This window comes from Microbacterium sp. (assembly GCF_051860965.1).
Lineage (GTDB): Bacteria > Actinomycetota > Actinomycetes > Actinomycetales > Microbacteriaceae > Microbacterium.
Genome location: NZ_JBIMKU010000002.1, coordinates 118,607 through 133,519 on the forward strand (window position 1 = coordinate 118,607; position 14,913 = coordinate 133,519).

At 72.1% G+C, this 14,913-nt stretch carries 12 protein-coding genes; 7 read left to right on the forward strand and 5 right to left on the reverse strand.

Annotated elements, in window-relative coordinates; genetic code table 11:
* Positions 1 to 244 precede the first annotated feature (244 nt).
* Together ACTIFV_RS04095 and ACTIFV_RS04100 are read left to right on the forward strand one after the other, a co-directional pair.
* Positions 245 to 1,975: a DEAD/DEAH box helicase gene (locus tag ACTIFV_RS04095; RefSeq protein ID WP_439591500.1), complete on the forward strand. Its 1,731-nt coding sequence runs from the start codon at positions 245 to 247 to the stop codon at positions 1,973 to 1,975.
* Between the two features lie 232 nt (positions 1,976 to 2,207).
* The gene (locus tag ACTIFV_RS04100) at positions 2,208 to 3,554 is read left to right on the forward strand and encodes a hypothetical protein (protein ID WP_439591501.1); all 1,347 of its coding nucleotides are present in this window, start codon (positions 2,208 to 2,210) and stop codon (positions 3,552 to 3,554) included.
* A gap of 92 nt (positions 3,555 to 3,646) precedes the next feature.
* On the opposite strand, the gene hpf is transcribed toward ACTIFV_RS04100, so the two are convergent.
* The 5 genes from hpf to mtrA all read right to left on the reverse strand — a co-directional run bounded on the left by hpf (position 3,647) and on the right by mtrA (position 9,212).
* Positions 3,647 to 4,306: a ribosome hibernation-promoting factor, HPF/YfiA family gene (gene hpf / locus ACTIFV_RS04105; protein ID WP_439591502.1), complete on the reverse strand. Its 660-nt coding sequence runs from the start codon at positions 4,304 to 4,306 to the stop codon at positions 3,647 to 3,649.
* Positions 4,307 to 4,394: 88 nt separating this feature from the next.
* Entirely contained in the window at positions 4,395 to 5,051 is a 657-nt protein-coding gene (locus tag ACTIFV_RS04110; RefSeq protein WP_439591503.1) for a ComF family protein, read from the reverse strand.
* 87 nt (positions 5,052 to 5,138) lie between these two features.
* Complete coding sequence (locus ACTIFV_RS04115) at positions 5,139 to 6,827, reverse strand: GerMN domain-containing protein (protein ID WP_439591504.1); 1,689 nt, start codon at positions 6,825 to 6,827, stop codon at positions 5,139 to 5,141.
* On the reverse strand, positions 6,824 to 8,524 hold the full coding sequence (gene mtrB, locus ACTIFV_RS04120) for an MtrAB system histidine kinase MtrB (protein ID WP_439591505.1): 1,701 nt from the start codon (positions 8,522 to 8,524) through the stop codon (positions 6,824 to 6,826). The genes ACTIFV_RS04115 and mtrB overlap by 4 nt, the downstream gene beginning before the upstream one ends.
* Positions 8,525 to 8,531: 7 nt before the next feature.
* Positions 8,532 to 9,212 (reverse strand): MtrAB system response regulator MtrA, encoded by a 681-nt coding sequence (gene mtrA, locus ACTIFV_RS04125; RefSeq protein ID WP_439591506.1) that lies wholly within the window; start codon positions 9,210 to 9,212, stop codon positions 8,532 to 8,534.
* A gap of 222 nt (positions 9,213 to 9,434) precedes the next feature.
* Here mtrA and ACTIFV_RS04130 point away from each other — a divergent pair, with 222 nt between their 5' ends.
* From ACTIFV_RS04130 to ACTIFV_RS04150, 5 genes are read left to right on the forward strand one after another with little or no spacing between them, the layout of a single operon-like run.
* Positions 9,435 to 10,697 carry a glycerophosphoryl diester phosphodiesterase membrane domain-containing protein gene (locus ACTIFV_RS04130; RefSeq protein ID WP_439591507.1) on the forward strand — a complete coding sequence of 421 codons (1,263 nt, stop codon included), beginning with the start codon at positions 9,435 to 9,437 and terminating at the stop codon, positions 10,695 to 10,697.
* On the forward strand, positions 10,694 to 11,344 hold the full coding sequence (locus ACTIFV_RS04135; RefSeq protein ID WP_439591508.1) for a DUF4129 domain-containing protein: 651 nt from the start codon (positions 10,694 to 10,696) through the stop codon (positions 11,342 to 11,344). Before ACTIFV_RS04130 ends, ACTIFV_RS04135 begins: the two co-directional genes overlap by 4 nt.
* Positions 11,341 to 12,513, forward strand: coding sequence for a DUF4350 domain-containing protein (locus ACTIFV_RS04140; RefSeq protein WP_439591509.1), 1,173 nt, complete (start codon positions 11,341 to 11,343; stop codon positions 12,511 to 12,513). Before ACTIFV_RS04135 ends, ACTIFV_RS04140 begins: the two co-directional genes overlap by 4 nt.
* A complete protein-coding gene (locus tag ACTIFV_RS04145; protein WP_439591510.1) occupies positions 12,510 to 13,487 on the forward strand; it encodes an AAA family ATPase in 978 nt (325 codons plus the stop codon). The genes ACTIFV_RS04140 and ACTIFV_RS04145 overlap by 4 nt, the downstream gene beginning before the upstream one ends.
* A gap of 2 nt (positions 13,488 to 13,489) precedes the next feature.
* Positions 13,490 to 14,791, forward strand: coding sequence for a DUF58 domain-containing protein (locus tag ACTIFV_RS04150; protein WP_439591511.1), 1,302 nt, complete (start codon positions 13,490 to 13,492; stop codon positions 14,789 to 14,791).
* Positions 14,792 to 14,913: the final 122 nt, after the last annotated feature.

Below are 14,913 nucleotides of genomic sequence, written 5' to 3' on the forward strand. Positions count from 1 at the left end.
GCGCTGCCGCCGACGCAGCCGATCGACATCACCGAGCTCGCGTGGGCTTCGGCCTACCAGCGCTGACACGATCGTCGCCGGCGCTGAGGTGCCGTTCGGTCGGAGCATCGCGCGAAAGTCGGACGATTCGTCGTCGATCCTCCGACGGAAACGGCATCCTCCGACGCTCGCGTCGACGCCGCGTGGATGGATGCCGCGCCCCGGCATCCTGTCGACTCACAGGCCGCACGCACTAACCTGAAGCGTGACCGAGACTGAAGACACCACGCCCGAGACCACGACGTTCGCCGACCTGGGCCTGGGCGACAAGGTGCTCGCCGCACTGCGCGACGTCGGGTACGAGACGCCTTCGGCGATCCAGGCGGCGACGATCCCCGTCCTCCTCGACGGCCGCGACGTCGTGGGTCTCGCCCAGACCGGCACCGGCAAGACCGCCGCCTTCGCGCTGCCGATCCTCGATCGGCTCGACGTCTCGCAGAAGACGCCGCAGGCGCTCGTGCTCGCTCCGACGCGCGAACTCGCGCTCCAGGTGTGCGAGGCGTTCGAGAAGTACGCGTCCCACGTGAAGGGCGTGCACGTGCTCCCCATCTACGGCGGCCAGGGGTACGGCGTGCAGCTGTCGGCGCTCCGCCGGGGCGTCCACGTCATCGTCGGCACACCCGGCCGCATCATGGACCACCTCGCCAAGGGCACGCTCGATCTCACCGAGCTGAAGTACCTCGTGCTCGACGAGGCCGACGAGATGCTCAAGATGGGCTTCGCCGAGGACGTCGAGACGATCCTCGCCGACACACCCGATTCCAAGCAGGTCGCCCTCTTCTCGGCGACGATGCCCGCATCCATCCGGCGCATGTCCCAGCAGTACCTGCACGATCCCGAAGAGATCACGGTCAAGACCAAGACGACGACGTCGGCGACGATCACGCAGCGCTACCTCATCGTCTCGTTCCAGCAGAAGATGGATGCCCTCACGCGCATCCTCGAGACCGAGAACTTCGACGGGATGATCGTCTTCGGCCGCACCAAGAGCGTCACCGAGGAGATCGCCGAGAAGCTCCGCGCCCGCGGGTACTCCGCCGCCGCCATCAACGGCGACGTCGCCCAGCCCGTGCGCGAGAAGACCGTCAACCAGCTGAAGTCGGGCAAGCTCGACATCCTCGTCGCCACCGATGTCGCCGCACGCGGACTCGATGTCGAGCGCATCTCGCACGTCGTGAACTTCGACATCCCCACCGACACCGAGTCGTACGTGCACCGCATCGGCCGCACGGGCCGCGCCGGCCGGTCGGGCGACGCGATCAGCTTCGTGACGCCGCGCGAGCGCGGTCTCGTGCGCGCGATCGAGCGCGCGACCCGCCAGGACCTGACCGAGATGCAGCTGCCGAGCGTCGACGAGGTCAACGTCACGCGCCTCGCGCGCTTCGACGACCGCATCACGGCCGCCCTCGGCGAGACGGAGCGCATCGAGCGATTCCGCGACATCATCGCCCACTACGTGCGTCACAACGACGTGCCGGAGGTGGATGTCGCGGCCGCGCTCGCCGTCGTGGCACAGGGCGAGTCGCCGCTCCTGCTCGAAGCCGAGCCCGAGCGCCCCGCGCGCTTCGAACGCGATCGCCCCGACCGGCCGAGCCGCTTCGAGCGCGACGGCGACGACCGCGGTCCCCGCAAGGAGCGGACCCCCCGCCCCGGCATGGCGACCTACCGCATCGCCGTGGGCAAGCGGCACCGCGTCGAGCCGCGCCAGATCGTCGGCGCCCTCGCGAACGAGGGCGGGCTCAAGCGCGACGACTTCGGCATGATCCAGATCCGGCCCGACTTCTCCCTCGTCGAACTGCCCGCCGACCTCCCCCGCGCGACGCTCGATCGCCTCGCCGACACCCGCATCTCGGGCAAGCTCATCGAGCTGCGCGCCGACACGGGCCGCCGCCCGCGCCACGACGACGAGAAGCCGTTCCGCAAGCCCCGGCACTGAGACCGGCGCCGCTTGCGCTGCGGCGTCCAGTGTCCACGGATCGCCGTCATGAACGGCTGACAACCGCATTCCGTGGACACTCGGGTCTCCGGCAGCCGCGCCGCGAGACCGGGACGAGTGCTTTCGGGAGCGCCATGCATCATCCGTGCTCGATCGGAGGCACCAGAGTCCCGTTGTTCGCCCTGGGAGCACATCACTCTCGTCGGGTGAGACCCGACATAGGATCGAGGACATGGCTGGATTCTGGGGCAACCGCAAACGTGAGCGTGACGAACTGGCCGCCCAGGACGCCGATCTCGCACAGCGCGCGCAGACCGCTCTCGTCGCCGCCGACGAGCGCATCCGCGTCACGACGGACGAGCTCGTCTTCGCCGAGGCGGAGCTCGGTCCCGACTCGACCAAAGAGCTCCGCGAGGCCCTCACGGCCGTCCGTCAGCACCTCGGCGAGGCGTTCCATCTGCATCAGCTCAACCACGACGAGATCCCCGACACCGCAGAAGAGCTGCGCACGCGCAACGCGCGCATCGTCCAGCTGTGCGACTGGGCCGAGGAGCTGCTCGACGACCGCACCGAGGCGCTGTCTGAGCGCATCGCACGCGCGCGCCGCGCACCCGAGATCATCGCCGGGGTGCGTGCCGATGCGCAGCGCCTGCGTTCCCGCGTCCCCGGTGCCCGCGAGACGGTGCAGCGGCTGGCTGCGCGCTACTCGGCCGAGGCACTCGCGCAGGTCGACGCCAATCCGTCCGAGGCCGAGCAGCTCCTCGGGTTCGCCGAGCACGGCGCCGGCGTCGCCGAGCGACGACGCGAGGCCGGGCAGCGCGAGCAGGCGAACATGGCGCTCGAGGCATCCACCGAGTCCGTCCGTCGCGCCGCGACCCTGCTCGATGCCGTCGAGACGTTCGAGGTCGAGGCGCTCCGCGCCGAATCGACACTCGCCGCCATCGTCGAGGATTCGCGCGAAGACATCGTGGTGGCTCTGAAGGAGCCGCACTCCCCCGCTGTCAGCGAAGCAATCACGAAGCTGCAGGCGGCACTGTCGGCACTGCCCGCCGCGGGGGTCAACACCGATCCGTTCACCCAGCTCACCCGCCTGCGCGAGGCGAATGCGGGACTGGATGCCGCGATCGCCGCCGCCCGCGAGCGCGCGGCCCGCATCATCCCTCCCCTCGAGCACGTGCGCCACGCGATCGACGACGCCGACAGGCAGCTCGCCGTCGCGCGCGATGTCATCGCAGGGCACCGCGGATGGATCGGCGCCGACGCCCGCACGCGCCTCGCCGAGGCCGAGCGGGTCCGACTGGATCTCGACCGCTTCCTGGGCACGTCGGCCGCCGCGGCGACGCAGATCGACGAGGACGATCGCGAGCAGGCCATGGCCATGGCGCGCCGGGCCGCGACCCTCGCGGGCGAGGCGCTGCAGCTCGCCCAGCGCGACATCGACCAGTCCCGTCCGCAGCAGGGCCCCGACCAGTGGGGCGGCGGCTACGGCGGCGGGCGCCGAGGCGGCGGCGACGGCCTCATGGGCGGCCTCCTCGGCGGCCTCGTGATCGGCAGCCTGCTCGACGGCATGTTCGACTGAGTCCGTTCGCTCGTCCGGCGACGACCCGAGCCGATCGAGACGAGAACGCCCCGGACCGCTGACGGCTCGGGGCGTTCCTCGTTCGGGGATCGCTACGCGGCGCCGACCTCGGGCGCTGCCTGCGTGGTCAGCGAGATGACGCCGTAGTCCCATCCCTTGCGCCGGTAGACGACGCTGGGGTGGTCTGTTCGCGCGTCGATGAAGAGGAAGAAGTCGTGGCCGACCAGCTCCATCCGGTCGACGGCGTCCTCGACGGTCATCCACTCGGGGCCGAACTCCTTCGTGCGGATGACGACGGGCGTGTAGTCCTCCTCGTCCTCGTTGCCCGTGATGATCGGGATCTCACCCGTGCGGACGGCGCGGAGCACCTCGACGGAGGCCGGCTGGACGTCGACCCCCTGGAGCGATCCGCTCTCCTTGTCGAGCTTGGCGCCACGCGGGTGCTTGCGCGCGTCGATGCGCTTGTCCTTCGCACGTCGCAGCTGCTCCGCCAGCTTGTCCACGGCCATGTCGAGCGCGGCGAACTTGTCGCCGTCGACGGCCTCGGCCCGCACGATCGGCCCTTTGCCGGTGAGCGTCAGCTCCACCGTCTCGTCTTCCACCCGACCGTTGTGATAGGCGCGATGGGTCACCTTGATGTCGAGCCGCTGCGCACGTGGCGCCAGTTGCTCGATGCGCGGGACCTTTTCGTCAACCACGCCGCGGAAGCGATCCGACACGCTCACACCCACGCCGACGATGCTGGTTTCCATCCCTGACCTCCTTGTTCCGGTCCTCCCGGTCAAGGGCGGACCTTCAGTCGCCTTGTCCTGTCCACGCTAGCCCTGCGTCACCGGACTGTCACCTGGGAGTTTCGATTGCGTCACGTCTGCGCGGTGTCGCGGCGATGGTGACGGCCCCCACGACCTCGGCTCCGCCGGCGCGCAGCGCACGGACCGCCTCGGCGAGTGTGGCCCCCGTCGTCACGACGTCGTCGAGCACGACGAGGCGCCGGCCCGCCACGGGCCGTGCGACAAGGCTGCCCTCGACGTTGCGCCGGCGCGCCTCGAGATCGAGACCGCGCTGATCCGCCGTCGACCGGGCCGTGCGGAGGAGTCGCTCGACGCGCAGACCGCTCCGGCGGGCGACGAGCTCCGCGACGTGGAATCCGCGCCGACGGAACGACGCGCGCGACGTCGGCACGGGTACGACGGTCGCGGAGCTCCGGCCGATCGCGGCTCCGGCGGCGGCGCTCAGCGCGGGTGCGAGCGCACGCGCGAGACCCGTGCGACCGTCTTCTTTCAGACTCCGGATGACGCGGGCCGGGACCCCGTCGAATCTCAGGCCGCTGACGACGTCGACGCCCGTCACGGTCCGCCGCGTCACGAGCGGGCCCAGCGCGAGGACGCAGGCGTCGCAGAGCGCCACGTCCTCGGCGTCGCAGCCGGCGCAGCGGACGGGGAAGACGAGCGCGAGAGCGTCCTGCAGCGCGTGGCGCACGGTGGTCGAGGCATCCATCCGTCCACTGTCGCGCCGCGGCGTCGCCTGCACCCGGCGCGATCGGTTCCCGTGGACGGCCGCCACGGCGCAGAGTCTGGGGAGGAGCTATTCCGGAGTACCCTGCTGGGTCGCGAGGACCAGGATGCCGGACGCCGTCTGCTGCCAGTTGGCTCCGCGCTTGATGTAGAGCGTGCCGTCGGCACCGCGCAGACGCACGCTCGAGATCGAGTTGGCGCCGGAGATGGATGCCGCACCCTCGGGTCCGGGCGTCACGAGCCCGGGGCCGCCCACGAGCTGTTCCACGACCCGCACCGTCGCACCGTCGACCGCGAGCACCCCGACCGTGGTGTCGTCGAGCCACGCGAGACCGATGCCCGCGCCGTCCGCGACGCCCAGCTCGAACGGAGCGCTGAGACTCCTCGGCACACCGTTCTGATCGTGGATGATCCCGGCCGCCCACACCGACGTGCGACCGCCCGAGCTGACGAGCGCGACGATCCGCGCACCGTCGCGCGACACCGCCATCGCCGCGATACGGCTCGCGCCGGGCCACGCCGCTTCGATCTGCACCTCCGTGCCGTCGGCCAGGTACGCGCGGACCGCCTGCGGCGCGCCGACCGGGACCGTCCAGATCACGCCGGACGGATCGATCGAGGGGTCGACGAGGCCCGATCGCGAGTCCAGCACGGCTGCCTCGCCGTCCGCCGTGACCCTCCGCACCGCGCCGTCGGTCGTGCGAACGGCGGCGGTCTCGCGGTCGACACCCACTTGGATCGCCGCGGCATCCACCTGCTCCACGGCATCCGAGAGCCCCGGGATCTCGGTGAGCTCGTCTCCCGTGAGGAATCCGAAGCCCTGCTCGATCCGCGCGAGCGCCGGGCCGGTGACGGTGGTGCGACGGGTCGGCGTTGCCTGAGCCGGGATCAGGGTGTTGTCGGCGAGCATCTCGACCTCGCTGACGCCCGCCGCGCCGAGACTCGCCTCCAGCTGCGCCTGCATGCGGTCGAGCGCCGTCTGGTCCACCCCGAGCGCGTTCTCGAGCGTCACGCCCGCGACGCCCGACACGACCGGTACGCCGATCTGCGCCGTGACCCCCTCGGGGAACGCGGTCTTCACCGCCGGCGCGAGCCAGTCGCTGCGCGGCTTGTTGACCAGAGCGTCCGCGATGCGGCTGGCCGTGTTCGTCTGCGGGAACCATCGCACGTCGGGGACGAGATAGGTCCACGACGCATCGAAGTATGCGAGGGGATAGGGCCGGAACACCTGCGTGAAGGTCGTGCGATCGAGCACGATGCCGTCGGGCGCCTGGGTGATGCGCCACTCGCCCGCGCCGTTCTTACCGAGCTCGAAGGCGAGCGGGATCGTGCCGCCGGCGGCCCGCTCGTACACGCCCTTCTCGTCGACCGTCGCGACGGGGGTCACGGTGACCTCGACGGTGTCGTCGTCGAGCAGGACCGCCTCGCGATCGGCCAGGATGTCGACGGTCACCTGCGCGGAGGGATTCCACTGGTCGCGGAACGTCGCCCCGAGGAACTCGCGCGCCGTCGACCACTCCGATCCTGCGGTCGCGGCCGGGCCCGAGCCCGCGAGCAGGAATCCGTCGACGATCTGCTCGGGCGTCGCGCCGGGCTGCGGACCGGTCGGACGGAAGGAGATGTCGGGCGGCCCGTCGTCGCTGCCGGCGGGAAGGCCCTCCTGCACGGCCCCGCCCGTGGGCAGTCCGGCGCACGCCGTGAGCGCGAACGCCGCGACGAGCGCGAGCGTGGCCGAGAGGATGCCGCGGCGGAGGTTCATGCCGCACCTCCCCGGGACGACGGATCGCGCAGCACGGGAATCGGCTGCGTGAGGCCGAGGTCCTCCACGGCGGCGACCGAGTCGTCGCCCGGATCGACGGGAAGCGGCGACGGCGCCGCGAGCCGCGCATCGTGCCGGGGCAGCGTCAGCACGAAGTTCGTCCCGCGGCCGAGCTCCGACCACACGGCGAGCTCCCCGCCGTGCAGGCGGGCATCGCCGAGGGCGATCGACAGGCCCAGGCCCGTGCCGCCGATCGTGCGCGTGCGCGACGGATCAGCGCGCCAGAACCGGTCGAAGACGCGCTCGACGTCGCCGGGCTTCATGCCCAGGCCGTAGTCGCGCACTCCGATCGCGACTGCCTGCTGGTTGCTGTCTACCGTGACGACGATGGGCCTGCCCTCGCCGTGCTCGATCGCATTGCCGAGCAGGTTCCGGACGATGCGCCGCACGCGGCGCGGGTCCATGTCGACCGGGGAATATCCCCCGGGAGCGACCAGCCGCACGTCGGTGCCGTGCTGCTCGGCGAGCTGCGCCATCGACTCGATGACGTCCTCGGCGAGGTGCGCGAGGCTCGTGGGCTCGAGCTCGAGCTGCACCGATCCGGCGTCGTACCGGCTGATCTCGAGGAGGTCGGTGAGCAGCGTCTCGAAGCGCTGCACCTGCGCATTGAGCAGCTCCGCCGCGCGCGCGGTCGCGGGATCGAAGTCGTCGCGCTGGTCGTTGATCATGTCGGCCGCCAGCCGGATCGTCGTGAGCGGGGTGCGCAGCTCGTGCGAGACATCCGACACGAATCGCTGCTGCACGAGCGAGAGGTCGGCGAGCTCCTTGATCTGGGACTCGATGCTGTCGGCCATGGCGTTGAACGAGCGGCCGAGCGTGGCCAGTTCGTCCTCGCCGCGCACGGGAAGGCGGACGTCGAGCTGGCCGGCTGCGAGCTTCGCGCTCGTCTCGGCGGCCTCGCCGATCGGCGTCGTCACGGACCGCAGCACGAACCACGCGATGCCGCTGATGAGCAGCACGAGGGCGATGCCCACGACCCAGAGGGTGCCCTGGATGAAGCCGAGGGTCTGGGATGCCGCGCTCAGGTCGTAGGCGAAGAAGAGCGCGTACGGCCCCACGCCCGAGACCGGGATGGTGAGCTGCTGCCCGACGACGATGCCGGGGACGGTGGAGCCGTTCGGCCCCGGGAGCGCGACCGACTGGAAGTACTGCCGGGTCGGGTCGTCCTCCACCTGCTGAGCCAGCTCGGGGGTGATCGCCTCGTCGAAGGCGACGCCGCGCGTGAAGTCCTGCGGAGCGACCGCCGACGGGGTGCTGTCGATGCGGAAGACGGCGATCGCGTCGCTCGACGACTGCTGCGCGAGGCTGCCGCTCACGGTCTGCATGAGGGCCTGCAGCTGCGCCGAGTCGCCCTCGACGGCGGAATCGAGGGTCTCCTGCGCGATGGCGGTCGCCCGCTGGGCGGAGTCCAGCACCTGGTCCCGCCGTGAGACGAAGAGGTCGTTCTGGATCTGCACGGCCATCCACAGACAGGCGATGACGACGGCGAGCGCCGTCAGCGCCAGGGTCACGAGGATCGTGCGGAACCGCAGCGACCGGCGCCACAGGCTCGCGAGGTCTTCGGGCCACGCCCGCCACGAGCGCAGCCAGACCCACGGATCGCGGGATGTGGCGGCGCCGGCACCCGCGGACGTCATCGCCGCCTCAGACGACGGCGCCGGCGCGATAGCCGACGCCGCGAACGGTCGTGACGATCTTGGGGTTGTCGGGGTCGAGCTCGACCTTGGCGCGCAGACGCTGGACGTGGACGTTCACGAGGCGCGTGTCTGCCTTGTAGTGATAGCCCCAGACCTGCTCGAGCAGCATCTCCCGCGAGAAGACCTGCTGCGGCTTCGACGCGAGGGCGACGAGCAGCTCGAACTCGAGCGGAGTGAGCGCGATGACGGTGTCGCCACGGCGCACCTCATGGGCCGAGACGTCGACGGTGAGGTCGCCGATGCGCAGCACCTCGCTCACGGGCTGGGCGACCGGTCGCAGCCGCGTGCGGATGCGGGCCACGAGCTCCTTCGGATTGAAGGGCTTGACGATGTAGTCGTCGGCGCCGACCTCGAGACCGCGCACGACATCGGCGGTGTCGGTGCGCGCCGTGAGCATGATGATCGGGATGCCCGACTCGGCCCGCACGCGCGTGCAGATCTCGATGCCGTCCATGCCGGGCAGCATGAGATCCAGCAGGATCAGATCCGGCCGCTCGGTCCGCCACGTCTCGACGGCCTGCGATCCATCGGCGCAGAACACCGTCTCGAAGCCCTCGGTGCGCAGCACGATGCCGATCATCTCGGCGAGTGCGGTGTCATCGTCGACCACCAGGATGCGTGAAGTCATCTGACGCGATTCGTCCTCTATGTCGGGCCGCCGCCGCCCCAGCGGCGCTCGGGCGCTCCCCACACATTAGTCGACCTCGCCTGAGCGCGGGCCCGGGGCCCACCGGGCGGATCCTCCGAGAAGCACCGGCGGCCGCTGGGAACCTCCCGCGGGGAGCGCGCCGCCCCCATATGACACGATGGAGTCCCGCCCCGCAGGGCGGCGATCCACGAGGAGGCTCACGTGACCGCGTACCCTGCCTGGACGCCTGCGTCACGCCCCGGCATCGTCCCGCTGCATCCTCTCTCCTTCGGAACGATCCTGGGGCGGTCGTTCGTGGCTCTCCGACAGAATCCGAAGGTCCTGCTCGGGTTCGCGCTCGTCGTGCAGACCCTCACCTACATCGTGCTGCTCGGCGCGATCGGAGCGATCACGTGGGCGACCTATGCGCGCCTGTCGACACTGCGCCCCGGCACGGAGGACTTCGAGACGGTCACCGTGGGCTCGGTCGCGATCCTGATCATCGCGAGCTTCGTGCTGGGCCTGGCCGCCCAGGCGATGTCCGTCATCGTGCAAGGCGTCGTCGTCGTCGAGGTGACGCACGCCGTCGTGGCCGAGAAGCTGACCCTGCGCGCGATCTGGCGGCAGGTGAAGCCCGTCGTGTGGCGGCTCATCGGCTACTCGCTCCTTCTCGCCCTCGCCCTCGTCGGCGCGCTGGTGATCGTCGGCGGCGCACTGTTCGCGCTCGGCACGGTCGCCCTGCCCGTCGCGATCGTGCTCGGCATCCTGGCGTTCCTCGGCGCGATCGTCGTCGTGTGGTGGCTCACGATCAAGCTCCTCCTGGCGCCGTCCGCCATCCTCATCGAGCGCGCGACCATCGCACAGGCGGTCACGCGGTCCTGGTCCCTGACCCGCGGGCGGTTCTGGCCGGCGCTCGGCATCATCGTGGTCATCGTCGTCATCTTCTCCGCCCTGGGCCAGGTCGTCTCGCTCCCCTTCTCGTTCCTGTCGGCCGGGCTCGGCACCATCATCGCCCCGACCGGAGACCCGGACTCGTCCGGGGTCGTCGCCGTCGTGGTGGGCCTCCTGCTCGTGTACGCGGTGCTCTTCGTCATCCAGTCGGTCGCGCTCGTCGTGCAGGCGACCGCGACGGCCCTGATCTACGTCGACTGCCGCATGCGCCACGAGGGTCTCGACCTCGATCTGCTCGCCTACGTCGAGAGGAGGGATGCCGGGGCCGCCGACCTCCCGGATCCCTACGTTCAGCACGTCGGGCGCGTGCTCGCGCCGCGGATCCCGGTCGCGGCGGGCTACCCGTCCGGCTTCCCGGTCGGCGTGCCGCCGGCATACGGTCCCCCCGCCGCGACCCCCGCGCCCGCCCAGACGCCCGCGCCTGCACCGCCGTGGCCGGTATCGCCGCCGACGCCGTCCCCCGCGTCGCCGACGACCTGGACCGCCCCCGGCGCACCTCCCCCGCCCGCCGACCGAGAGTCGCCGTCGGCGTGATCCTGCGCGCGACGACACCTCTGATCCCCGACGGCGACGAAGCGCGCCGGTGGGCCGAGCAGGAGCTCTCCGATCCGGTCTACCGCGTCACCGAGCCGACCTTCTTCGATCAGGCGGCGCGCGCGGTGTGGGACTTCGTCCGAGGACTCTTCGGGACCGAGGTGTCGCAGGACTGGGGCACCGTGCTCGCATTCGTCGGCGCGATCGCCGCCGCGGTGCTGATCGTCGTCGCGTTCCTGATCTGGGGGCGCCCGCGCTCGACCCGGCGCGCGCCGGTGGCGGTCGGGGCGCTGTTCGGCGACAGCGAGATCCGCACCGCCCAGGAGCTGCGGGAGGAAGCGGCATCCCGCGCCGACCGCGGCGAATGGGCCGAGGCGATCGTGCTGCGATTCCGCGCCCTGGCACGATCGCTCGCCGAACGCGGCATCGTCGACACGCCCCCTGGCGCCACCGTGCACGGGTTCGCCCGCGCGGCGGCACGCGCCTTCCCCGCCCGCGCCGACGACCTCGAGTCAGCGGCGCAGGCGTTCGACGACGTGCGCTACCTCCGCCGTCCCGGCACCGCGGAGCTCTTCGCGCGCGTCGCGTCGGTGGATGACGCGATCGCCGCCGACCGCCCTGTCGTCGTCGAGGAGCTCGTCGCATGACGGACGTGGAGGTCCAGGCGACGTCGCGCGCTCGACGCGTCGGTACGTGGATCGCACTCGGTCTCGGCGTGGTGCTGATCGGCATCGTCGGCTCGGTGATGTCGGGGATCGGCGCGTGGACCGAGCGAGACGCGCTCGACCCCGAATCCCCCGCGCCACGGGGCGCGCAGGCCCTCGCCGCGATCCTCCGCGATCAGGGAGTGGAAGTGGTCGTCGCGCGCGACCGAGCGACCGCCGCGTCCGCCCTCGCGCAGGACGCCGCGACGCTCGTGCTCCCCGATGCGCCGGCGCTCACCGATGCCGCCATCGAAGAACTCGGCGACGCGGCCGCCGACCTCGTGCTCGTCGAACCGCGCTCGCGCGACCTGCGCCTCTTCCTCGCGGGTTCCACCCTCGCGGGCGCCGCCGCCGACGGCCCCGTGGCCCCGGAGTGCGACCTGGCGGAGGCCGTTCGCGCGGGCGACGTCTCGCCCGGTCTGCTGCTCGCTCCGGGTGACGATGCCGTGATCGCGTGCTATTCCACCGGTGACGGGTGGGGACTCCTCGTGCACGAGGACGACGACGGCCGCCGGGTCGCGGCCATCGACGCGGGACCGCTCTTCGTGAACGAAGCGCTGGCCGAGGACGGCAACGCGGCGCTCGCGATCAATCTCCTCGGTCGTCATCCCGTCGTGGTCTGGTACGTGCCCGGCCCCTTCGACACCGACCTGGAAGGCACGCCGACCCTCGGCGAGCTGACCCCGCCGTGGGTGAGCCCCGTCATCGTCCTGCTGCTGGTGGCCGGCGTCGCGGCGGGCATCTGGCGCGGACGCCGGTTCGGCCCGCTCGTCCGGGAGCGCCTGCCCGTCACGGTGCGGGTCGGCGAGACGACCGAGGGGCGCGCGCGCCTCTACGCCCGCGCGGGCGACGCCCCGCATGCCGCCGCGCAGCTGCGTGGCGCGGCGCTGCGACGACTCGCGCGCAGGCTCGGACTCGGACCGGCGGCACGAGCCGACCAGATCGCCGACGCCGCCGCGACGCGCACGGGCCTCGATCGAGGCACCGTGCGCGGCATCCTCATCGACGACATCCCCGCGTCCGGCGCCGACCTGCTCGGCCTGCGCACACGCATCCGCGACCTCGAGGACGCCGTCGAGGCGGCCCTCCGCCCCGAAAGGAACAGCCGATGACAGACATCGACATGCCCGCCGACGACGCCGTCCTGCGCGACGCGATGAACCGCGTGCGCTCCGAGGTCGGCAAAGCCGTCGTCGGTCAGGACGGCACCGTCACGGGTCTGCTGATCGGCCTCCTCGCCGGCGGGCACGTGCTCCTCGAGGGCGTGCCCGGCGTCGCCAAGACCCTCCTCGTGCGCGCCTTCGCCACGACGCTCGGGCTCGACACGAAGCGCATCCAGTTCACCCCCGACCTCATGCCGGGCGACGTGTCGGGCTCGCTCGTCTACGACGCCAAGACGGGCGAGTTCGAATTCCGCGAAGGACCGGTGTTCACCAGCATCCTGCTCGCCGACGAGATCAATCGCACCCCGCCCAAGACGCAGTCCGCCCTCCTCGAGGCCATGGAGGAGCGCCAGGTCTCGACGGACGGCGTCACCCGCCCGCTGCCGTTCCCGTTCCTCGTCGCGGCGACGCAGAACCCCGTCGAGCACGAGGGCACCTACACGCTGCCCGAAGCACAGCTGGACCGCTTCCTGCTGAAGCTCATCGTCGACCTCCCGGCCCGGGATGCCGAGCTCGAGGTCCTGCGGCGGCACGCAGGCGGCTTCGATCCCCGCGATCTCGCCGCCGCCGGCGTCCGGCGCGCCGCGACTGCCGACGAGCTGCGCGCGGCACAGCGCGCCGCGGCATCCGTCGCCGTCTCGGACGCCGTCCTCGGCTACGTCGTCGATCTCGCCCGCGCGACCCGCGAGAGCCCCTCGGTGCAGCTCGGCGTCTCGCCGCGCGCGTCGACGGCCCTCCTGGCCTCGGCGAAGGCCTGGGCGTGGCTCGGCGGCTACCCGGCGATCACGCCCGACCACGTGCAGACGATGCTCGTGCCGACCTGGCGGCACCGTATCCGCCTGCGTCCCGAGGCCGAGCTCGAAGGCGTGTCGGTCGACGCGGTGCTGGGCTCGGTCGTTCAGCAGACGAGAGTGCCCATCTAGACGTGTACCTCGCATCCCGCCTCCCGATCCTCGTCGCCGTCGGCGCCGTGCCCGTCGTCCTGCTCTCGCTGGCCGGAATCGACGCGTGGCTCGCGGCAGCGGGCTGGATCGTCCTGTGCCTCGTGCTGGCGCTGGTGGATGCCGCGGCCGCACCCGATCCGCGCCTGATCCGCATCGAGCGCTCGGCGCCGGTGCGTGCGCGTCTCGGCGAGGTCGTCGAGGTGACCACCCGGCTGCGCAACACGGGCGGACGGACGGTGCGCGGGCACGTGCGGGATGCGTGGCAGCCGACGGCGGGCGCGCCGACCGGGCATCCATCGATCCTCCTCCCACCCGGCGAGAGTCGCGTCCTCCGCACACCCCTCGCCCCGCGCCGTCGTGGCGAGCTGCGCAGCATGTTCGTCGTCGTCCGATCCGCCGGGCCGCTGCGCCTCGCGGGGCGCCAGGCGCGCATCGATGCCGTCGGGTCGATCCGCGTGCTCCCGCCGTTCACGTCACGCCGCCACCTGCCCTCGCGACTGGCGCGACTGAGAGAGCTCGACGGCGCGACCAGCATCCAGGTGCGCGGACCCGGGACCGAGTTCGACAGCCTGCGGGAGTACGTGCGCGGCGACGACGTGCGATCGATCGACTGGCGCGCGACGGCGCGGTCGTCGACGACCATGCTGCGCACGTGGCGTCCCGAGCGGGACCGGCACGTCGTCATCGTGATCGATACGGGACGCACGGCGGCCGCCCGGGTCGGCGACGGCGTGCGGCTGGATGCCGCGATGGAGGCGGCGCTGCTGCTCGCCGCGCTCGCGCAGCGCGCCGGCGACCACGTGCACCTGCTGATGTTCGACCGCGTCGTGCGCGCGCGGGTCACCCGGCACGACGGACCGGGACTGCTCCCGGCGATGGTCGACGCCATGGCCCCTGTCGAGCCCACGCTCATCGACACGGACTGGGATGCCGCGTTCGCCGAGGTGCGGGCTCTCACCTCGCGTCCGTCGCTCGTGGTGCTGCTGACCGCGCAGGACGCCGTCGAGGGCTCTCGCGGATTCCTCGGGTCGCTCCCCGCGCTCACGGCGCGCACGCACGTGCTCGTCGGCACGGTGGCCGATGCCCCCACGCCGACGGCGGACCGCCCCGATGTCGACGAGGTCTACCGCGAAGCGGCCGTCGCGCGCGCCGCGGCGGAACGCGATCGGGTCGCAGCGGCGATCGGGCGCGCGCACGCCGAGGCGGTCACCGACACGGCCGACGACCTGCCGCCGCGGATCGCCGACCGGTATCTGGCTCTCAAGGCGGCGGGGCGCCTCTGACCGGTGTCCCCGCCCCGCCCGGCGAGGGCGGGGAACGCGGAAGCGGGGGGCCCGCCCCGGGGGGGGGGGGCGGGGGGGGGCAGGGACTTGGGGGGCGGGGGGGGGGGGGGGGGGGTAAGCCG